Genomic DNA, 19,667 nt, shown 5'->3' with positions numbered 1-19,667 from the left:
CCGCAGATCGTCTCCCACTACCTCAGACACGTCGACGCCGTGGGGCTGGGCGCCGGTTAGTGTCTAGACCCGGAGAGCGCCCCCCACCACCCCCCCCTCCCCCCCCCCCCCCCCCCCCCGCCGCTGCGGCACGTGCTGGCGGTCAACGCGATGGCCCGGCCCGGGGCGGACGGCGTCGAACTGCGCGCCGTGTGGACCTGGCCGGAGGACGTACTGGCCGAGCGGGACGCCGAGTTGCTGGCCGGCACCTGGGTGCGGGTGCTGGAGGCGATGGCCCGTCACGTCGAGCGTGCCGACGCCGGCGGCGCCACCGCGTCCGACTTCGACCTGGTGCAGCTGGACCAGGACGAGATCGACGAGTTCGAGAGCGAGTTCATGAGCGAGGACGGGGACCTGCTGTGAAGCGTGCGCGGATCGAGGACGTACTGCCGCTGACGGCGCTGCAGGAGGGCTTCCTCTTCCACTCCCTCTACGACGAGGACGCCTGTGACGTCTACCACCTGCAGTTCGCCTTCGACCTGCGCGGCAGCCTGGACGCCGAGGCGCTGCACCGGGCGGCCGACGGCCTGCTGCGCCGGCACGCCAATCTGCGGGCCGCGTTCCGCCAGCGCCGCAACGGCGAGACGGTGCAGGTGGTGCCGGGCGAGGTGGCGATGCCCTGGGACGAGGTCGACCTCTCCGCGCTGCCGCCCGACCGGCAGCAGGAGGAGCTGGCTTCGATCCTCGCGGCGGACCGGGCCCAGCGCTTCGACCTCAGGAAGGCGCCGCTGATCCGGTGCCAGCTGATCCGGCTCGACGCACGGGCGCACCGGCTGGTGCTGACCAGCCATCACATCCTGCTGGACGGCTGGTCGCTGCCGCTGATGCTGCGCGAGCTGTTCACCATGTACACCGACGGCGGCGACCACGCGCTCCCGGTGGTCCGGCCCTACCGCGACTACCTGCGCTGGCTCGGCGGGCAGGACCGGGAGCGGGCCCTGGCCGCGTGGCGCGGGCACCTCGCCGGCCTGGAGGAGGCCACGCTGCTCGGCCCGGCCGGCGCCGGCCGCGAGACGGTGGTGCCCGAGGAGGCCGTGGTCGAGCTGGGCACGGAGCTGACGTCGGGGCTCACCGCCGCCGCCCGCCGGTACGGGCTGACCCTCAACACGGTGGTCCAGGGGGCCTGGGCGCTGGTTCTCTCCCGGCTGACCGGCCGCGCCGACGTGGTGTTCGGCGCCACGGTCTCCGGCCGCCCGGCCTCCCTCCCCGGGGTCGAGTCGATGATCGGCCTGTTCGCCAACACCGTCCCGGTCCGGCTTCGGATCGACCCGGCCGAGTCCCTGCGGGGCCTGCTGACCCGGCTGCAGGACGAACGCTCGGCCCTGGCGGACCACGAGTACCTCGGCCTCGGCGAGCTGCAGCAGCTCTCCGGGATCCGCGCGGAGTTGTTCGACTCGCTGTACGTGTTCGAGAACTTCCCGGCCCCGGCCGAGCGGGGCGGGCCCTCCTTCCAGGGCCTGACGCTGGCCGGTGCCGAGGGCAAGGCCGCCGCCCACTACCCGCTGACGCTGACCGTCCTGCCCGGGGCCGCGCTGCGGCTGCGGCTGGACTACCGCGCCGACCTGTTCGACCGTGCCACGGTGCTCGGCTGGGCCGACTGCCTGCGCCGGGTCCTGGAGGCGCTGCTCGCCGATCCGGACGCACCCACCGCGAGCGTGGACGTCCTGGACGAGGCGCAGCGGCGGCGGCTGCTGGTCGAGTGGAACGGGACCGCGGCCGCGCCGGCGAAGCAGTGCCTACCGGAGCTGTTCGAGGCCCAGGTGCGCCGCACCCCGAAGGCCCCGGCGCTGTGGCGGGACGGCGCGGCCGTCGGCTATGCCGAGCTGAACGCCGAGGCCAACCGGCTGGCCCGGTTCCTGGTCGCCCGGGGGGCGGGCCCGGAGTCGGTGGTCGCGCTGGCCCTGCCGCGCTCCCCGGAGCTGCTGGTGGCACTGCTGGCCGTACTCAAGTCCGGTGCCGCCTATCTCCCGCTCGACCTCGGCCATCCGCGCGAGCGGATCGAGATGATCACGGCAGGCGCGCGCCCGGCGGTGGTGCTGACCACGCTGGACGGCCTCTCCCGGGTGCCGGCCGGGGACAACCACTGGTGCCTGGACGGTGCCGACTTCCGGGCGGCCCTGGCGGAGTACGCCGCCGAGGACCTGAGCGATGGGGACCGCAGGGCCGCGCTGCGGCCGGAGCACCCGGCCTACGTGATCTACACCTCCGGGTCCACCGGCACCCCCAAGGGCGTGGTGGTGCCGCACCACGCCCTCGCCAACTTCCTTGCGGCGATGGCGGACCAGGTGCCGATGAGCCCGGCGGACCGGCTGCTCGCGGTGACCACGGTGGCCTTCGACATCCATGTCCTGGAGCTGTACCTGCCGCTGCTGTCCGGCGCGAGCGTGGTGGTCGCCGACCGCGACGAGGTCCGTGACCCGACACTGCTGGCCGCCCTGCTCCGCCGCAGCCGGGCGACGCTCATGCAGGCCACCCCGACGCTGTGGCAGGCCCTGCTCTCGGAGCACCGGGAGGACGCCCGCGGCCTGCGGATGCTGGTCGGCGGCGAGGCGCTGCCCGCCGCCCTGGCCGAGCGGATGCGGGAGGTCGCCGAGGAGGTCACCAACCTCTACGGGCCCACCGAGACGACCGTGTGGTCGAGCGCCGCGGAGCTCGACCCGTCCCGGGGCGGTGCGCCCGCCATCGGCCGGCCGGTCCTGAACACCCGGGCGTACGTCCTGGACGAGCGGCTGCGCCTCGCGCCGCCCGGGGCGGCCGGCGAGCTGTACCTGGCGGGCGAGGGGCTGGCCCGGGGGTACCTGGACCGGCCCGCGCTGACCGCCGGGCGGTTCACGGCCGATCCGTACGGCCCGCCCGGGTCGCGGATGTACCGCACCGGCGACCTGGCCCGCTGGGGCGGGGACGGCCTGCTGGAGTACCTCGGCCGGACCGACCACCAGGTCAAGATCCGCGGCTTCCGGCTGGAACTCGGCGAGGTGGAGGCCGCGCTGGCCTCGTACCCGGGGGTGGCGCAGGCGGTGGCGGTGGTCCGCGAGGACCGGCCCGGGGACCGGCGGCTGGTCGGCTACGCCGTGCCGGCCCCGACGGGCCTCGACCAGGCGGAGCTGGGCGTGCACCTGCGCCGGCGGCTGCCCGAGTACATGGTGCCCTCGGCGGTGGTACCGCTTGAGGCCCTGCCGGTGACGCCCAACGGGAAGCTGGACCGCGGGGCGCTGCCCGCGCCCGACCCCGTCGCCCGGGTGACCGGGCGCGGCCCGCGCACCACGCGGGAGGAGGTGCTCTGCGCCCTGTTCGCGGAGGTGCTGGGACTGGAACACGTGAGTGCCGACGACGACTTCTTCGAACTCGGCGGCCACTCCGTGCTGGCGACCCGGCTGGTGACCCGGATCCGCGCGGAGCTGGGCACCGCCGTCTCGATCCGCAGCCTCTTCGAGGCGCCGACCGTGGCGGCCCTGGCCAGTCGGCTGCACCGGGACGACGACCCCTTCGAGTCCCTGCTGCGGCTCCGCGCCGGCCGCCGGGGAACGCCGTACTTCCTCATCCATCCGGTGGTCGGGCTCGGCTGGTGCTACACGGGCTTCATCACCCGGCTCGGCGCCGACTCGCCGGTCTACGCCCTGCAGGCGGCCGGCCTCACCGGGGACGGGCAACTCCCGTGCAGCGTACGGGAGATGGCCGAGGACTACGCCGCGCGGATCCGTGCGGCGCATCCGCGCGGCCCCTACCGCCTGATCGGCTGGTCCTTCGGCGGTCTGGTGGCGCACGAGATCGCGACGCTGCTGCAGGCCGAGGGCGCCGAGGTGGAACTGCTGGCGCTGCTCGACTCCTACCCGGCTGCGGACGGTGTCGTCCCCTCCGGCGCCGAGCTCGAACAGGAGATCCTGGCCGCGCTGGCGGCCGGTCCCGGCGGCGGGCCGTCTCAGCCGCCGTCGGGACCGCTGACCGCGGCCGCGGTGGCCGAGTTGCTCGGACGGCAGGAGGGACCGCTGGCGGGCCTGGGCGAGCAGGGCGTCGAGGCGCTGAAGCGGGTCGCCGCCAACAACACCCTGATCGCCCGCGACTTCACGCCCGGCAGCTTCCGGGGCGACCTGCTGGCCTTCCGCGCCGGGCGGCACGGCGGCGAGCAGCCACCTTCGGCCGAGGCCTGGGCCGCCCATGTGACGGGCCGGATCCACGAGTTCGACCTGGACTGCACCCACCAGGAGATGACCGCACCGGCCGCGCTGGACGTGATCGCCGGTGTGCTGAACGACCGGATGTCTCCGACATCCGGGTGACCACGAGGAGAGAACTGATGGCGACCAACCCCTTCGAGGACGAGAACGGGACCTACCTGGTGCTGGTCAACCACGAGAACCAGCACTCGCTCTGGCCCGCGTTCACGGAGATACCCGCCGGCTGGGAGAAGGTCCACGGCGAGGACACCCGCCAGTCCTGCCTCGACTACATCGAGGCGAACTGGACCGACATGCGTCCCAAGAGCCTGATCGAGGCCATGGACGCGGAACGCGCCTAGGGCCTGCAAAGGAGCGGCGAGAGCGTACACATGACTGAGTTGGACTTGGCAGGGCGTCCCGGCGGGCCGCAGGGCCCCGGCGAGGACCGGCCGATCGGCGTCGGCGGGGCCGCGCTCGCGGTGGGGACGCCGTCGGACGGAATGCGCGCACTGCGCCGGGCGCACGAGGCGGTCTGCGACTGGTCCCACCGGATGGTCGGGTCCGGGTCCTTCGGCGGCTTCCCCTACCGCGCGGTCGTCGACTACTACCGCCAGGTGGGCAAGGCACGGGTGTCCCCGGAGCTGGTCGCCCTGCTGCGCGGCCTGTCGGTCCGGATCGGCTGCTCCGGCCGGGGCCGCCCGTGGTCCTCCCCCGACGCCTGGCTGTTCGACAGCTGGCTGCCGCTGACCCTCACCGACCGGCCGATGGCCTACGACACCTACGCCGGCCACGAGTTGCTGCAGGTGGCGCACTGGGAGGCGGGCGACCCCGAGCGCTCCGAGGACCTGCTGATGGCCGCCCTGCTCGCGGACCTCGCGCAGATCGAGCTGGAGGCCCTGGGGTTCGAGCCGAACGCCCGCCAGCGGACCAGAACCGTCTCGGTGCTCCAGGCACTGGCCAGGCTCACCGAGTACGCGCCGGCCACCGGGGTGGACACCGCACCGCTGGCGGCCGTCCGGGAGGTGCTCGCGGCCAAGGGCGAGGACGAGGTGCTGCTCCGGGCCGGGACCGCCGCCGCGGCGGCGGTCCGGGCCCGGGTGCCGGAGCCGCTGGCACGGGCGGTGGACATCGGGCTGCTCCCGGTCACCACCATGCACGACGAGCGGATGTTCATCCGCTGCATCCAGCTGTTCGAGCGGCTGTTCGCCCGGCTGGCGAGCGCGCTGACGGACGCGGCCGAGGCGGTCCGCCTGGGGCGGCCGGCGGAGGCGGCCGCCGGGCTGTCCGCTGCGGCGGACCGGCTGGCCGGCGCCACGGCGCCGCTGTACCGGATCCTGACCACGATGCCACCCGAGGCGTTCGCGGTGATCCGGGACCACACCCGCGGCGCCAGCGCGATCCAGTCGCGGCCCTACCAGATGATCGAGCTGGTCAGCGCCAAACGCGAGGACGGGCCGCACACCGCCGAAAAGGGGCCGCGGTTCACGGTGGTCGCCACGCTGCAGGAGGAGTTCCTGCAGTACTCCGGCGACTGGCGGACGGAGGAGACCCGCCTGCTCCAGGAGGCCATGGTCCGCCTCGACGGCGCTTGGCGGGCGATGAAGCGCACCCACTGGGGCGTGACCCTGAAGATCATCGGCAAGGTCCCCGGCACCGGCGGCACCGCCGGCGCCGAGTACCTGAAGGCAGCGGCGAGCGTACCGCTCTTCCCACTGCTCACCGCCGTCTGACGGATGGCGGCGGACCCGGTGCGGCCGATCCCGCGCACCCGGCAGGATCGGCCGCACCGGGCCTAACCGAGCACGGTGGTGAGGCCGCGGGCGGCGGCGAGGTCGGGGCAGCCGGACAGCAGGAGGGCTTCTTGCAGTTCGGTGCGCAGCAGGTCGAGGACGAGCCCGGCCCCGGCCTCGCCGTCCGCCGCCAGGCCCCACAGCACCGGCCGCCCGTACATGACGCCGTCCGCACCGCAGGCCAGGGCGCGCAGTACGTCCGTCCCGGAGCGGATCCCGCTGTCCAGCAGCACTTCGCAGCGCCCGGCCACCGCGTCGACCACCGGCGGCAGCGCGGTGATGCTGGCCACCCCGCCCGCGAACTGGCGTCCGCCGTGGTTGGAGACGACCACCGCGGCGGCGCCCAGCTCCGCCGCCCGGGCGGCGTCGCGCGGATCCAGCACGCCCTTGAGGACCAGCGGCAGCGTGGTGTTCTCCCGCAGCCAGGCCAGGTCCTCCCAGCCGAGCGCGGGGTCGAAGGCCAGCCCGGTGTGGGTGGCCACGGCAGAGGCCCCGGCCTGCCGGGTGTGGGTGGCCGCCAGCGGTTCGGCGCCGAAGTTCGCCGCGGTCACCGAGCGGGGCAGCGCGAACCCGTTGCGCATGTCCCGAAGCCGGCGGCCCATCACCGGGACGTCGACGGTGACCACCAGGGCCTCGCAGCCGGCGCCCTCCGCCCTGCGGACCAGGTCGAGCACCTGGCCGCGGTCGCGCGACCAGTACAGCTGGAACCAGGTGGTCCCGCCGATGGCGGCGATGTCCTCCAGCGGGAAGCTGCTCAACGTGCAGATCGTGTAAGGGACTTGGGCCTCGGCGGCGGCGCGGGCGGCGGCGAGTTCGCCGTCCGGGTGCAGCAGTCGCTGGTAGGCCATCGGCGCGACCACGGCCGGCATCGCCGCGGTGCTGCCCAGCAGGGGGCCGGAGAGGTCCGCCTCGCCCGTTCCGGACAGGATCCGCGGCAGCAGCCGGACGCGGTCGAGTGCCGCCCGGTTGGCGGCCTGGACCGACTCGTCGCCGCTGCCGCCCGCGACGAAGTCCCAGACCTCGGCGGGCACCCTGGCGGCGGCCAGCCGTTCCACGTCGGCCGCGCACACCGGCGGGCACGCTCCGGGCTCCGGCCGGGGGGCGCTCATCGGGCCGCCCCGTTCCTGGTCTGCTCCAGCTCCACCGCGGTGTACAGCGCCTTGATGTTGCCGCTGCCGAAGGTGCGCGCGCCCAGGCGCTCGATCACCTCGAAGAACAGGGTGCCGCGCGGGTGCACGGACCTGGTGAAGATCTGCAGCAGCTGGCCGTCCTGGTCCTGGTCGACCAGGATGCCGAGCGCCCGCAGCTCGTCGACGGAGTGCCGCAGCAACTCCAGCCGCTCGGGCACCAGGTCGTAGTAGGCCCCGGGTGTGTTCAGGAAGCCGATGCCGCTCGCGCCGAGCCGGCCCACCTCCCGGACGATGTCGTCGGTGGCGAACGCGATGTGCTGGACCCCCGCGCCGCCGTGGCTCTTGATGAACTGGTCGATCTGGCCCGGCTCCCGGGACGGGTCGGGCTCGATCAGGGTGAGCGTCACCTCTCCGGAGCGGCTCTGCACGACCATCGAGTCCATGGCCTGCCCGCCGACGACGATGCGCTCGGTGAAGACCATCTCGAAGTCGAGGACCGTCCGGTAGAACTCCACCGCGGGTATCAGCTGGCCGGCCTCCAGGCAGACCGCGAAGTGGTCGATGGTGCTCAGGCCGGTCTCCGGCGCGCCGGCGGGCACCGGCTCCCCGGCCGCCCCGGGAACCGCGTCCAGCCCTGGCAGCACCCGCACGTCCACGGCCTGCGGACGCTGGACGAACGTGTGCACCACGTCGCCGAACGCGGCGATGGCGGCGGTGACCACACCGTCCCGCTCCACCGGCCCGCTCACCGGACGGGCCCCGCGCCGGACGGCCTCGGTGAACGCGGCCGCCGCGTCCGGGGTGCTCAACGCGATGTCGCACACCCCGTCACCGTGCCGCTCCGTGTAGGCGGCCGCGGGGTGGTCGGCCGTCCCGCCCTCGGTCAGCACCAGCCGGATGCCGCGCCGGCCCACCGCGACCGTGCGCACCCCCTCGGCGGACGGCCCGACGGACCGGGCGTAGACGCCGAACCCGTAGCGCTCCGCGAAGAGTTCGACCGACCCGGTCAGATCGGTGACCGCAAGCCCGACATGGTCCACGCCGAGTCCGTCGAACACGCTCACTGTTGTCCCCTCTGGCACGATATCGCCTCGTACTGCTCGAAGATGAAGTCCGCCAGCCGGTCGAGACCGACGGTGATCTCATCCGGCGTCAGATAGCTGAAGGACAACCGGATCTGGTGGCGCGGCACGCCGTCGCCGTGGAAGTGGTGCATGGGCGTCCACAGCACCCGGTGCCGGCGCGCGGAGTGCTCCAGCAGCTCGTCGTCGACCGGGAACGGTACGTCCAGGACGACGAAGAAGCCTCCGCTGGGCGCGTTCCAGGACACCCCCGGGCATCTTCCCGGCGGGAAGCGCTCGGCCAGCCCGTCCAGCAGATGGCGCAGGTTCCGCTGGTAGACCTTGTTCTCCTCGGTGTTCGCCGCCCGCAGGCTGCAGTCGTGCTCCAGGAGCTTCCCGCCGATCACGGCCTGCGCGATCGGCGAGGTGTTCACCGTCAGCATGCTCTTGATCTTCGCGAGCTGGTCGGCGAGCAGCTCCGTCGTGCCGTCCCCGGTGCTCACCCGCTGGTCGGCGACGACATAGCCGACCCGGGCGCCGGGCAGGCCGGTCTTGGCGAACGAACCCAGGTAGACCACCCGGCGGTCGCGGTCGAGCGCCTTCAGCGTCGGCGGCTGCTCGGTGTCCGGGGACGAGAAGATCCCGTACGGGTTGTCCTCCAGGACCAGGAAGTCGTGCTCCTCCGCCAGTCGTAGCAGCCCTTCCCGGGTCTCGCGGCTGAGGCTGATGCCGGACGGGTTCGCGAAGTCGGCGACCACGTAGCACGCGCGGGGCCGCAGACCGGACTCCTTGGCCCGCGCCACCACCGCCGCCAGGTCCTCCAGGTCGATGCCCTCCGGAGAACCCTTCACCGGCAGCAGCGGCATGTCCACCAGCTCGGCGGCGCCCGCGACCCCCACGTAGCAGGGAAGTACGGTCAGCAGCACGTCGCGCTCACTCCTGCGCAGCGCCCGCAGCGTGAGGAAGAGGGCCTCCTGGCAGCCGACCGTGACCACGATCGACTCCGGATCGACCACCACGTCCTCGTCCACCGCGAGGTTCCTCGCGATCAGGTCGTGGATGATCCCCTTCGTCCGGCCGTACTGCAGCATGGTGCGGCGCACCTGCACGACGTCGCCGTCGAACCGCTCCATCAGGTGGTCGGCGTACCGGCGCAGGTACCGGTGGACCGCCTCGGTGTCGAACAGCCCCTCGTAGGGGCGACCCGCGGCGAGTGAGACGGCGTCCGGAAAGCGCTGCGAGACCTCGTTGAGGAAGTTCATCGACTCGATGACCGGCGACGCCAGCGATTCGTGCAGACCGGTCAGGTCCAGCTCCACCGATGCGCGATCGATGCCGGACATTCGCATCCCCCTGTCGACTGAATCACCCTGTGAACGCGGCAGATAACTCTTCTCCCCGAACTGCCGACCAACAGGAAACCCTGCGGTGAAGTGACCTGCATCGCACTCAATAACGCATACGGAGAAAAACCGCGGCGATTCAACCACAGTGCTCAACAGGGCGTCAACCATTGTTTTTCAGCGCCGAGTTGGTGAAAATTGACCCGCACTGCCCGGGCCGCGCGGCCCCCGGCTGACGGGCGGTGGGGCACTCGGCCTCGGCCGAGTGCACGAGGTTGATGGACGGGCTGGCCGGCCGGAGGTCAACCGCCGAGGCGAGCTTCACCACGAACTCCTTTGGGCTCAGGCTTCAATGGGACGGACCCGCCCACTCTACGGCGGACGATTCGCCCGGCCGGCGCCAGGCCCGAGCGGAGGCACGGACGGCCCATCCAGTTCGGCCGATGAAGCGCGATCCCTTGCGCCACAGTCATCTTGACGGCCACTCCGGAAGGTCCTGGAAGGGGCAGCGCCGCAGCGACCCCTCGAAACATGCGTCGGTGATGGCCATTTGACTCGACCTCATAATTGCTGAGAGGAACCAGTCACCGGCATTCGACGGCTTCCGCACCGGTCGTCCTGGAGACAGCGCACACCGAGGTCCGCCAGTATTGCCGACACGACAACCGAGCGGGCCTTGAGCGGGACGGACCACGTCCTGCCGAGCACGGCCTGAACAGGGGGAACAATGCGTCTTCGGACCCGGGTGGCAATCGTCGGCGCCGGACCGGCCGGCCTCGTCCTGGCGAACGTGCTGCAGCGGGCCGGCATCGACAGCGTCGTGGTCGAGCGGCAGTCCCGCCCGTACGTGGAGGCACGCGCCCGGGCCGGCGTGCTCGAGCACCGCACGGTGGAGGTCCTCGACGCCCACGGGCTCGCCGACCGGCTGCTCGCCGAGGGCGGCCGGCACGGCAGCTGCGAGTTCCGCCACCAGGGCGAGCGGTTCTCCGTCCGCTACCAGGAGCTCGCCGGAGACCGGGCGCACTACGTCTACCCGCAGCAGTTCCTGGTCCGCGACCTCATCGCGGCCTACCTGTCCGGCGGCGGACAACTGCTCTTCTCCCACCCGGCCGTGGCCCTGGACGGCCTGGAGGGCGACCGGCCGGTGCTGCGCTGCGAGCCGGACGGCGACGCGGAGTCGGTGGAGATCGAGTGCGACTTCATCGCGGGCTGCGACGGCTTCTACGGCGCCTCACGTCCGGCGGTGCCCGCGGGCCGGCTGCGCGCCTACGGCAGGCAGCACGAGTTCGGCTGGCTCGCCGTACTGGCCGAGACCCCGCCGGCCGGCGAGGAGATCATCTACGCCCTGCACGAGGACGGTTTCGCCGGACACATGCTGCGTACGCCGTCCATCACCCGCTTCTACCTCCAGTGTCCGGTCGGCGACCGGCCGGAGAACTGGCCGGACGAGCGGATCTGGTCCTCGCTGCACCGCCGACTCGGCATGACTGCGGCCGAGTTGAAATCCGGGCCGATCACCGAGAAGAACGTCCTGGACATGCGCAGCTTCGTGGTCGAGCCGATGCAGTACGGCCGCCTCTTCCTGGTCGGCGACGCGGCCCACATCATCACCCCGGCCGGCGGCAAGGGCATGAACCTGGCCATCGCCGACGCCGAGGAGCTGGCGACCAGGCTGCTCGCCCACTACCGCGAGGCAGGCTCCCGCGCGCTGGACGGCTACTCCGCCGCCTGCCTGCCGCGGATCTGGCAGGCCCAGGAGTTCTCCCACTGGATGCTCCACCTGCTGCACAGCCCCGCGGCCGACCAGGACGACTCCGCCTTCCTGCACCGCCTCCAGCTCTCCCGCCTGGCCCAGCTGCGGGATTCGGCGGCGTACGCGACGAACTTCTCGGACAGCTACGTGGGCGCCTCCATCCGCCGTGCCGAACGGTGAGCAGGCCCGAGGGGTAAATGAGCGGCGGGGCGCCGGGCAGCTGGACCCGGCTGCCGAACTGCTCGTTCGGCACCCACTGCGTGGCCGGGGGCCGCATGAGGACGATCTCACCGGGGGCGTGGACCCAGCGGCCGGACCAGATGTCCACCCGGTCCACCGACCCGCCGGACGGATCGGCGCGACCCACCTCGGTGACCGGCCCCGGTGGCAGTGGGTCCACCCCGGCGGGGGGCTTGCCCGCGCTGGGCGCGACGTAGAAGTCGGCCACCGGGAAGGGGCCGGCCACCTCGGTGACGCCCGGCTGGTGGGCGGCTCGCGCGAGCTGCTCGTCGGTGACCTTGGCGGAGTCGAAGACGGCGGTCGCGTGGGCGCCGCGCTGCTGGTCGAAGGTGTCGTCGAGGGGGCCGAGGCCGCGTTGATCAGCCCGAGGGCGACCACCGGGGCGACGGTGGAGGTGAGCACGACCAGGCCGATGACGAAGGTCTGGAGCCTGCGTCGTCTGACCGCCGCACCCCGGCGGTCCACCGCGACCTCACCGCACTGACCCCGCGCGAGTTGGAGGTGCTGCCCCTGCTCGGTCGTGGCCTGTCCAACACCGAGCTGGCCGGTGAGCTGACCCTCAGCGAGGCCACCGTGAAGACCCATGCGGCCCGGATCCGGACTGCCGGCCGGCGAGGTCGAGCGGCGCAGGTGGCGGCTCGCCACCCTGCGGTGCCCGCCGCGCCAATCTGTACGGGTTCGACGGAAGCGCGCTGTGGCTGGTGTTGAGCTCGCCGGGCGCGGAGCGGCCGGAGGTGCGCGGGCGCCAGCTGGCCTGGCTGCTGCTGGTCGGCCCGGTGGCCGTGGCGCTCGGCGCGGCCGGCGCCTGCGGGAGCGGCGTGACCGGAGCCTGGCCGTGGATGCTGGGACTGCTCGCCGCGCCGCTGGGCGGCGGCGCTGGACTGGTGGCGGCGGTCTCGGTGCTGGCGGCCGTCCCGGTGACCGATCCGCACCGGCGCGGACGGGGCACCGTCCTGTCGGGCGACGACCTGCCCGGAGCCCAGCTCCAGGCACAGGTCTGGCTGACGCTGCCGCTGGCCCTGGTGACGGCGCTGCCTGCAACGGTGGTGCTGCTTATCGGCCATCTGGCCGGGTCTGCCTCGGTGTGCTGGGCCGGGGCGGCGACCGGATGCGTGACCGGCTCGCTTGCGGCCTGGGGGCTGGGCCGGCTGGCACACCGCAGGCTCGCGGCGCGCGGACCGGAGTTGCTGGCCGGCTTGCGAAGCCCGCTGCGGATGCCCGAGCTTACGGGGAGCGAACCGGCGGCCGAGGCCGGCGACCGACCCGGCTCCGGAGGTGGGCAGGCCGGGCAGAAGCCCCAACTGACGCCCGTTGAGACCGGGCTGCTGGGTCTGCTGATCACCTCGGCCGTACTGCTGCTGGGTCCGCAGACGATCGGGCCGGTGGCGCTGTGGCTCTCGGGCTCGGCGGCACGTGGCTGGTTCGTGGTGCGCTATCTGCCCGGAAGCCGGCAGCTGCCGGCGCTGGCGGTCGTGGTGGTACTGGGGGCGCTCTCGGCGGCCGGGGCCGTCGCGGTGTGGCGGCGGGCCGCCCGGCGATCAAGGCTCACCTGACGGAGGCGGGAACTGTTTTGCAGGGCTACGAGGATCAGATACTCGCGGTCTGTCACCGTGGGTAGTTACGGGCCGCCCCACGAAACTGCCAACAGGGAAACACGGAGACGATCTTGACCTCAACTTTGCTTGAGGTTCTACGGTGCTTGCACCAGCGATCATTCCTATGGGGGCACCGCACATGACGACTCAGCACACATCCGACGCCGAACTTGCCGCTCAGCCGGCTGCGTACTGGACCGGAGTGGCCTACGAGGCCATCATCTCGTTCACCCGATCCCAGCAGGCCGAACTGGACTTCACCCAGCCCCAGTTCTGGCTGCTGCGCAACCTGTCGAAGAACGACATCTCACCCGACGGCCGCGGCATGACCATCCCTGAACTTCAGCAGGCCATGAGCTCTTACATCAGGCCCGAAGACGACCTGAAGGCAGAGGCGGAAGTCCTGCTGGAGCGCGGTTGGCTCACCCACGATGCCGGGGGACGACTGTGGATCACCGAGTCGGCGAGGAGGCTCGTGTCGGTCTCAAGCAGCACGCCCCGGCCATCCGGGCCCGCATCCACCAGGGCATCGATGACGCCGACTACGTCACCACACTGAAAGTGCTCCAGCAGATGATCCGAAACGCGGGCGGCACCCTGGCTTAGCCGCACCCGCCCTGCCTGCATCGAGTGGCGCCCCTCCACCAGCCAGCATCTGGGTCTCCGGGGTCAACCGCGCGACAGGTTGGCTTTGCTACGTGGCAGCCGTTACAGGTCCATGCAGGCGATCATGATCGAGGCCACGGCCCGCGAACAACTCGTTTTTCGCGGGCCGCCCGCCGACAGGCCGTGGCAGCGCCTCGGCCTCGTTGCAGGCAAGGCCTGGATCGCTTGGCCTGCCGCGAACTGGCCTTTGCCGTGCCTGGGGGTTGTCTCAGAGATCAGTGGCTGTTGTCGTTCCGATGTTGGGTCGGCCGCCTTCCGCGCCGCGGTCGCCGCCGCACCCGGCGCCAGCATCTCAGCACAGGCGACGTTCGCGTCGATCGACCCGAACGGTAAGACGAATACGCAGGACCTTACCTACCGTCATTCAGTCCGGTTCGCACGCGCCGAGCCGGCGGTGCCGTGAACCGACGAGCTGACACGGTGGCGGCCTGCGGATCAGCCATCCGGCCGGCCGCAGGCCGCCGCTACTCAGCAAACGGTCACCGCCCAGCGGCGAACCTCACGAACGAGGCCCACGCCTCGGCGGGGAACGAGAGCTGTGCCCCCTCCCGATCCTTCGAGTCCCGGACGTGCACCACACCTGACCCGACGGCGACCTCTACGCACTCGCCGCCGTCGCCTGCGCTGTAACTGCTTTTGAACCAGGCAAGTTCGGAGCATCCGCTTGGACGCTGCTCGATGTTCATAGCTCTCCCAGCATCTTCTCGATCAGTGTCAGAGATTCACGATGTGCAAGGGCCTGCCCTCGGAGGTATCCGTACCGCACTGCCAGGATACGGACCTTCTCCGGCTCTGTGATCAGCCGGTTCGTACTCTGCACCTCGACGTAGCCGATCTGCGGCCTTCCCTTCGGGGTCAGGAGGATGAACGGGCCTTCCAGGGCGGCGTGTTCCTCGCACACCTCCGGTAGAACGTGAATCGTGGTACTCCGCAACTGGCCAAGGTGGAGCAGGTGCCTCAGCTGCCCTTGCTGAACCTCGCTTCGACCGATCACCCGCCGCAGTACGGACTCCTCGATCACCGCGCACACCATGGGAGCAGGCCGTCGAGTGAGGATCTCCTGCCGGGCCAATCGAGCCGCGACCCGCTGCTCGATGGTCTCCTCGTCCAGCAACGGCCTGCGAAGCATGAAGGTGGTCCGGGCGTAGTCCTCGGTCTGGAGCAGTCCAGGCACGGTCAGCGTGCTGTAGAAGTTGACCTCAACAGCGTCCGCTTCCAGCCGCGCGTAGTCCCGGAACCACTCCGGATGCCGCACCCGCGAGCGCGCCTTCGCCCGCGCCACGTCCTCCTTGGCCACCTTCAACAGACCGCCAGCGCTGAGCAGTTCGTCCGCAGCGTCGAGGAACTCCGGCTGCGGGGTGCGCCGTCCGCGTTCCAGGGACGAGATCAGGTCCTCGCCGTACCCGAGCCGGTCACCCAGCTCCTTCTGCGTCAGCCCGGCCCGCTCCCTCAGCAACTTCACCTGACGGCCCACCGCGCGGAACAGGTCCGACGCTCCGTCGACATCCTCCGTCGGCTCCGGTCGGCGCTCCACGGCGCCGCCTCCGACCAAGCCCTCCATGCGACCACCCCGCGCGAGTCACACCAGTACGACCGGAGAGCCGGACGCGCAACCTTCCGCACCCGTACAGACACGTTCCGTACCGGTCCGACTCATGGCCAGGGTACGTCGCCCCGGGCACGCTCTGTCACGTGAACCCAGAAATCATCCTCGCCCAGCCACCCGTCTCCGCCCGGCGATTCGCCGGCCAGTTCAGCTCCTCCCGGCGCGGTGCCCGCCTCGCCCGGCTGGCCGCCGCGCAGCAGCTAACCGAATGGGGCTGGCCACGCACCACGGAGGTCTTCCAGTGGGCCAACCTGGTCGTCGTCGAACTCGCCGCGAACGCGGTGACGCACGGGCACGTGCCCGGTCGCGACTTCCAACTCGGGCTCACCCTCGCCAGGCCGGAGGACGCCCCGGACGACGCCCCGGTGGCCACCCTCCGCATCGAGGTCTCGGACGCCCGAGGCGAGCGTCTGCCCCAGCGGGTCGATCACGCCCCCACTGCCGAGTCCGGCCGCGGCCTGGTCCTCGTCTCGGCCCTAGCCGCCCGCTGGGGCTGCGAGCCCCGCCACCCCTCGGGCAAGACGGTCTGGGCCGAACTCGCCCTCGCCGAGATCGGCTAACCGGTGACTACGATGTGGATTGGCGTCGCCGAGGGTTGCACTGGGCCTGCTCAGGACGGACCTGTCAGGCGCACGGGCCTGTTCAGCGGTCTGACCCGTGCAGGGTGTCTTCGGGAAGGAGCGAGGTGGCGCCGCAAACCTCTCCGAGGACCTTCGCGGTCTCGGTCAGGACGATGCGGACGCTGTTGATCTCGTTCCTCAGCTCGGCCGCCCGCTCCCAGTCCCGCTCGTGCTGCACTTGGGGCACACCGGGCTGTCGCTGGGCTTCGTAGTCCGCGAGGAGCGGATGCCATTTGGCGAGGAGCGGGCGCAGGGCGCCGTTGAGGAGCACGACGGCGAGGGTACCGAAGCTCAGCTGGCCCTTCTTGCGGACCGGCGCGACAGAGGGGCCGTGGCGGCGGAGGATTTCGCGGGTGGTGCCGAAGATGCTGTAGTACGAACTGAGGGCTTCTCGCAGTAGGCCGTCTTCAGGGCCGAGTTCCGCCACTGTCACCCTCGTGACGAGCTCCACGTACAGCTCCCACGCCGCGTTCTGCTCAGCGTCATCGGGGTACCACTCGCCAGCAACCTTCCCAACGAAGGGGATGGACAGCTCCACCTGGACTCGTCCGCGCTTCATCGAACCTCCTGGGGAAGATGATCTTCGCCTGTCCTCCCAGCATAGTCCGGCATGCCTGTCGGCTGGTGTCCTGAGGCCCTGTCAGTGACGGTTCTCCTCTCGCCAACCCCTATGCAATCCTCTTCGGACTGACTGCGAATCAGATCTCCGGAGCGCTCGCCATCCTCATGAACAGACGCGACTACAAGTACGACGGGTTCATCTCCTACAGTCACCAGCGCGACGTCCCGCTGGCCGAGGCGCTCGAGCGAGGCGTCGAGAATCTGGCGTTCAACCCTCTGAAACCCCGATCGAGGATGAACGTCTTCAGGGACGCCACCAGTCTGGCGGCCAACAGCGACCTTCCCGCCAGCCTCATGTCCGCGCTGTCCAGGTCCCGGTACTTCATCTACCTGGCATCGCCGGAGGCCGCCGATTCGGGCTGGGTCCGCAAGGAGATCGCCTACTGGTGCACCAACCGATCCATGGACCGGTTCCTCGTCGCCCTGAGCGCCGGGACGATCGCCTGGGACGAGAGTGCCGGAGATTTCGACTGGGCCCGGACGACTGCGCTGCCGACCGAACTGCGCCGCGCGTTCAGAGCGGAGCCGCTCTGGGTGGACTTCCGGTCGTTCCGTGACGCCTCGACGTACTCGATGGCCCGCGGCGGTCCCTTCCGTGACCGGGTGGTGACCGTCGCCGCCCCCTTGCACGGGCTGAGCAAGGACGAACTGGACAGCGAGGCGATTCAGGCCCAGCGCAGACTGCGGCGGCGCTGGAACACCGCGATCGGCCTCGGAGTCGTCGCCGCGATGGGCGCAACCATCGGCACCGTCACGGCGGTGCACTACTTCAACGAGTCCGATGCCCGCGCCCGCACCAACGCCTCGCAGTCCCTGGCCAGCCGCTCCTTGGAACTGGCACTCAGCGATCCCCGCAAGGCGGCTCAGTTCGCCCTCTACGCCTACGCCACCGAGCCGACGGGCCAGGCAGCCCAAGCGCTGGGCCGAGCGGTGGCTGCCAATGACAACACGGCGCAGGTCCTTCAGACCGGCAGCGAGAAGGTTGCCCCGTACGAAGGAGCCGGCCATGTCGTGGCGACGAACGTCGCCGTCAATCGAGACGGCAGCGTCATGGCCTACTACTCGAGCTTCGACCCCGCGTTCGGGCCTGACGGCCACTATGCGGTCCACCTCTTCGACATCCGGTCCCGGAAGGCGCTTCCCAGTCTGGAGGGCGCGTCCTGGCCCCAGGACGGTGGTGGACTCGCGTTCAGTTCGGACGGTCGGCTTCTCGCACTGGAGACCCCGTACAACCAGGTCCAACTCTGGGACGTGGGCCGGCAGAAGCTGATGCGCACGATCAGCGCCAGCAAGGGCGCTGACCTGGCCGGCAGCTATAGGGGCCTGCGTGCGTTCGCCTTCTCCGGCGACGGAAAGCGTCTGGCCGCGGCGTTCTTCAGCCCAGCGCCCGACGGCGCACCATCAGAGTCCCAGCTGGCCGTCTGGGACACGGCCAGCGGGCGTCTGATCAGCAAAGAACCTGCGGCAGCGGCGGTGAATGCGATCTCCCTGGTCTTCGACACCGAGAACAGGCTCCAGGCGCTCGATTCCGAGGCAGGCACGATCCGCACCCTGGTCCCCGACTCGGAGACCTGGACTGCTCCGCGGAAGCTCACCGGCTTCCCGGTAGGCGACAAGAGGCGTGTGACGATGTCGGCCGATGGCACCCGGGCGCGCCTCTACGGCGGCCCGCCCGGGACCAAGGACGAGGTGTGGGACCTGGTGAAGGGGCAGCCGCTGACCACCGACGACAACGCCGGTACGGACGGGGCCGCGAAGCCGAGCAACGACGGGGCCGCCCTGTACGCCTCCGAGGGGCAGCAGGTGGTGGTGTACGACGAAGCGCTGCGTCGCCAGCGTGTCCTCGGCGCCTTCACCTTCCCGGTACACGCCCTGTCGGTATCAGGTGACGGAACCTGGGTAGCCGCCGGCTCCAGCGACGGCGCCGTGTCCCTGTTCTCCACCAGGAGTTACCAGTCGGGCACAGCCCTCCCGAACGAGGCCCACGTCGGCCTCGCCGACCTGACGGCCGACAAGCGGATCGCCCTACGCGCCGGGCCGAACGGCACAGACACATGGGCCATCACGGAGAAGGGTGTCCAGGGACTGGGGCGGGTGCCGGTGCAGCTCTCCGCCACCCGGGACAATCTGATCGCCAGCGGTGACGGTTCGCGTCTCCTCGCTGTGCACGAGAACACCGCCTACCAGTGGGACCTGCACACCGGGAGACAGCTCAGCACCACCACCGTTCCCGTCGCGCCACGGCGCTTCACCCCCCTGGCTTACCTTCCAGGTGACCGCCAGGTGCTCGTGCTCACGGAGAACGCGCTCCAGGTGATCGACCCCGACTCATGGCAGGTGCGCCAGTCCATCCCGCTCCAGAACGGATCCGAAGGCATCACGGCCGTCAGCGCGGACCGCACGAGCGTGGCCGTCCTGATCTACGACGAGCTCAGCGTCTGGCGATGGACGGAGGGCAAGGGCCTGGAACAGGTGCGGAAGGCCGAGGTGCCCACTGCCGACACGTTCGGCCAGAGTGTGGCGATCAGCCGCCACGGGCAGAAGGCGGCCGTCGTCAACGCGGACAAGCGGATCGCGGTCGTCGACATCCCCAGCGGGCGGACCGCGCACAGCACCGCCGTGTCCTCCTCGGGGAACATGGCCGTGGCCTTCAGCGACGACGACGCCCTCCTCGTACAGTCCTACGGAACCGGCCCCCAGGCCGGCCTCCAGTTCTGGGACTCGACGTCGGGCGAGGCACGCGGGACCTGGACTCTGCAAGGCCAGGGCAACAGCGCGAACCCGTACGCCGCGGACGTCTTCGCCGGCCCCGAAGGCGGCACCCTCGCATTCGGCAACGACGGAAGTCTCGTCCTCCACACCATCAACGTGGCAGCGTGGCGGCAGATCCTCTGCGGCCTGGCCCCTGATCCTCTTCCCCGGGCCGAATACGATCGGTACCTCAAGGATGTGAAGACAGATCCGCCTTGCCACAGCAACGCCCGCTGACGGCCTCGCCACCCGTTGTCACCTGTCTTCGGTGCGGCTACTCGTCGTCGGAGACGTC

The 19,667-nt window shown here is 71.2% G+C and carries 17 protein-coding genes and 2 pseudogenes; 12 read left to right on the top strand and 7 right to left on the bottom strand.

Annotation, left to right across the window (positions count from 1 at the left end; translation table 11 throughout):
- Positions 1–132 precede the first annotated feature (132 nt).
- From ACZ5ON_RS26105 to ACZ5ON_RS26090, 4 genes are read left to right on the top strand one after another with little or no spacing between them, the layout of a single operon-like run.
- Entirely contained in the window at positions 133–402 is a 270-nt protein-coding gene (locus ACZ5ON_RS26105; RefSeq protein ID WP_465597412.1) for a hypothetical protein, read from the top strand.
- Complete coding sequence (locus tag ACZ5ON_RS26100; protein ID WP_465597409.1) at positions 399–4,316, top strand: amino acid adenylation domain-containing protein; 3,918 nt, start codon at positions 399–401, stop codon at positions 4,314–4,316. The genes ACZ5ON_RS26105 and ACZ5ON_RS26100 overlap by 4 nt, the downstream gene beginning before the upstream one ends.
- A 17-nt stretch (positions 4,317–4,333) precedes the next feature.
- A complete protein-coding gene (locus tag ACZ5ON_RS26095) occupies positions 4,334–4,555 on the top strand; it encodes an MbtH family protein (protein ID WP_465597406.1) in 222 nt (73 codons plus the stop codon).
- 30 nt (positions 4,556–4,585) lie between these two features.
- The gene (locus ACZ5ON_RS26090) at positions 4,586–5,926 is read left to right on the top strand and encodes a tryptophan 2,3-dioxygenase (RefSeq protein WP_465597403.1); all 1,341 of its coding nucleotides are present in this window, start codon (positions 4,586–4,588) and stop codon (positions 5,924–5,926) included.
- Between the two features lie 62 nt (positions 5,927–5,988).
- Here ACZ5ON_RS26090 and ACZ5ON_RS26085 read toward each other — a convergent pair whose 3' ends face one another.
- From ACZ5ON_RS26085 to ACZ5ON_RS26070, 4 genes are all read right to left on the bottom strand, one after another.
- The gene (locus tag ACZ5ON_RS26085) at positions 5,989–7,095 is read right to left on the bottom strand and encodes an alpha-hydroxy acid oxidase (RefSeq protein WP_465597400.1); all 1,107 of its coding nucleotides are present in this window, start codon (positions 7,093–7,095) and stop codon (positions 5,989–5,991) included.
- The gene (gene hppD, locus ACZ5ON_RS26080; protein ID WP_465597397.1) at positions 7,092–8,180 is read right to left on the bottom strand and encodes a 4-hydroxyphenylpyruvate dioxygenase; all 1,089 of its coding nucleotides are present in this window, start codon (positions 8,178–8,180) and stop codon (positions 7,092–7,094) included. The genes ACZ5ON_RS26085 and hppD overlap by 4 nt, the downstream gene beginning before the upstream one ends.
- Positions 8,177–9,520: an aminotransferase-like domain-containing protein gene (locus tag ACZ5ON_RS26075; protein ID WP_465597395.1), complete on the bottom strand. Its 1,344-nt coding sequence runs from the start codon at positions 9,518–9,520 to the stop codon at positions 8,177–8,179. Before ACZ5ON_RS26075 ends, hppD begins: the two co-directional genes overlap by 4 nt.
- A 163-nt stretch (positions 9,521–9,683) precedes the next feature.
- Positions 9,684–9,845, bottom strand: a complete 162-nt coding sequence (locus ACZ5ON_RS26070; RefSeq protein ID WP_465597392.1) for a hypothetical protein — start codon at positions 9,843–9,845, stop codon at positions 9,684–9,686.
- A 402-nt stretch (positions 9,846–10,247) separates the two neighbouring features.
- On the opposite strand from ACZ5ON_RS26070, the gene ACZ5ON_RS26065 reads away from it, so the two are divergent.
- The 6 genes and pseudogenes from ACZ5ON_RS26065 to ACZ5ON_RS26040 all read left to right on the top strand — a co-directional run bounded on the left by ACZ5ON_RS26065 (position 10,248) and on the right by ACZ5ON_RS26040 (position 14,177).
- A complete protein-coding gene (locus ACZ5ON_RS26065; RefSeq protein ID WP_465597389.1) occupies positions 10,248–11,453 on the top strand; it encodes a 4-hydroxybenzoate 3-monooxygenase in 1,206 nt (401 codons plus the stop codon).
- Positions 11,454–11,757: 304 nt separating this feature from the next.
- Positions 11,758–11,997: a hypothetical protein gene (locus tag ACZ5ON_RS26060; RefSeq protein ID WP_465597386.1), complete on the top strand. Its 240-nt coding sequence runs from the start codon at positions 11,758–11,760 to the stop codon at positions 11,995–11,997.
- A pseudogene (locus tag ACZ5ON_RS26055) lies at positions 11,964–12,221 on the top strand (response regulator transcription factor); the annotation flags it as partial. The gene ACZ5ON_RS26060 and the pseudogene ACZ5ON_RS26055, both read left to right, overlap by 34 nt.
- Before the next feature lie 26 nt (positions 12,222–12,247).
- Positions 12,248–13,066 carry a hypothetical protein gene (locus ACZ5ON_RS26050; protein WP_465597383.1) on the top strand — a complete coding sequence of 273 codons (819 nt, stop codon included), beginning with the start codon at positions 12,248–12,250 and terminating at the stop codon, positions 13,064–13,066.
- Between the two features lie 181 nt (positions 13,067–13,247).
- Positions 13,248–13,714: pseudogene (locus tag ACZ5ON_RS26045) on the top strand (MarR family transcriptional regulator).
- Positions 13,715–13,838: 124 nt separating this feature from the next.
- Positions 13,839–14,177 (top strand): hypothetical protein, encoded by a 339-nt coding sequence (locus tag ACZ5ON_RS26040; RefSeq protein ID WP_465597380.1) that lies wholly within the window; start codon positions 13,839–13,841, stop codon positions 14,175–14,177.
- A 76-nt stretch (positions 14,178–14,253) separates the two neighbouring features.
- On the opposite strand, the gene ACZ5ON_RS26035 is transcribed toward ACZ5ON_RS26040, so the two are convergent.
- Together ACZ5ON_RS26035 and ACZ5ON_RS26030 are read right to left on the bottom strand one after the other, a co-directional pair.
- Entirely contained in the window at positions 14,254–14,460 is a 207-nt protein-coding gene (locus tag ACZ5ON_RS26035; protein WP_465597377.1) for a DUF397 domain-containing protein, read from the bottom strand.
- The gene (locus ACZ5ON_RS26030; RefSeq protein WP_465597374.1) at positions 14,457–15,335 is read right to left on the bottom strand and encodes a helix-turn-helix domain-containing protein; all 879 of its coding nucleotides are present in this window, start codon (positions 15,333–15,335) and stop codon (positions 14,457–14,459) included. Before ACZ5ON_RS26030 ends, ACZ5ON_RS26035 begins: the two co-directional genes overlap by 4 nt.
- Before the next feature lie 131 nt (positions 15,336–15,466).
- Between ACZ5ON_RS26030 and ACZ5ON_RS26025 the strand changes: the two genes are divergently transcribed.
- Positions 15,467–15,940 (top strand): ATP-binding protein, encoded by a 474-nt coding sequence (locus ACZ5ON_RS26025; RefSeq protein WP_465597371.1) that lies wholly within the window; start codon positions 15,467–15,469, stop codon positions 15,938–15,940.
- Between the two features lie 82 nt (positions 15,941–16,022).
- On the opposite strand, the gene ACZ5ON_RS26020 is transcribed toward ACZ5ON_RS26025, so the two are convergent.
- On the bottom strand, positions 16,023–16,538 hold the full coding sequence (locus ACZ5ON_RS26020; protein WP_465597368.1) for a hypothetical protein: 516 nt from the start codon (positions 16,536–16,538) through the stop codon (positions 16,023–16,025).
- 188 nt (positions 16,539–16,726) lie between these two features.
- Between ACZ5ON_RS26020 and ACZ5ON_RS26015 the strand changes: the two genes are divergently transcribed.
- Positions 16,727–19,609 (top strand): TIR domain-containing protein, encoded by a 2,883-nt coding sequence (locus ACZ5ON_RS26015; RefSeq protein WP_465597365.1) that lies wholly within the window; start codon positions 16,727–16,729, stop codon positions 19,607–19,609.
- Positions 19,610–19,667: the final 58 nt, after the last annotated feature.

Source organism: Kitasatospora sp. NPDC032150 (genome assembly GCF_055579945.1).
Note: the sequence above shows the minus strand (reverse complement) of the source record. Positions and strands in the feature narration are given on the sequence as shown.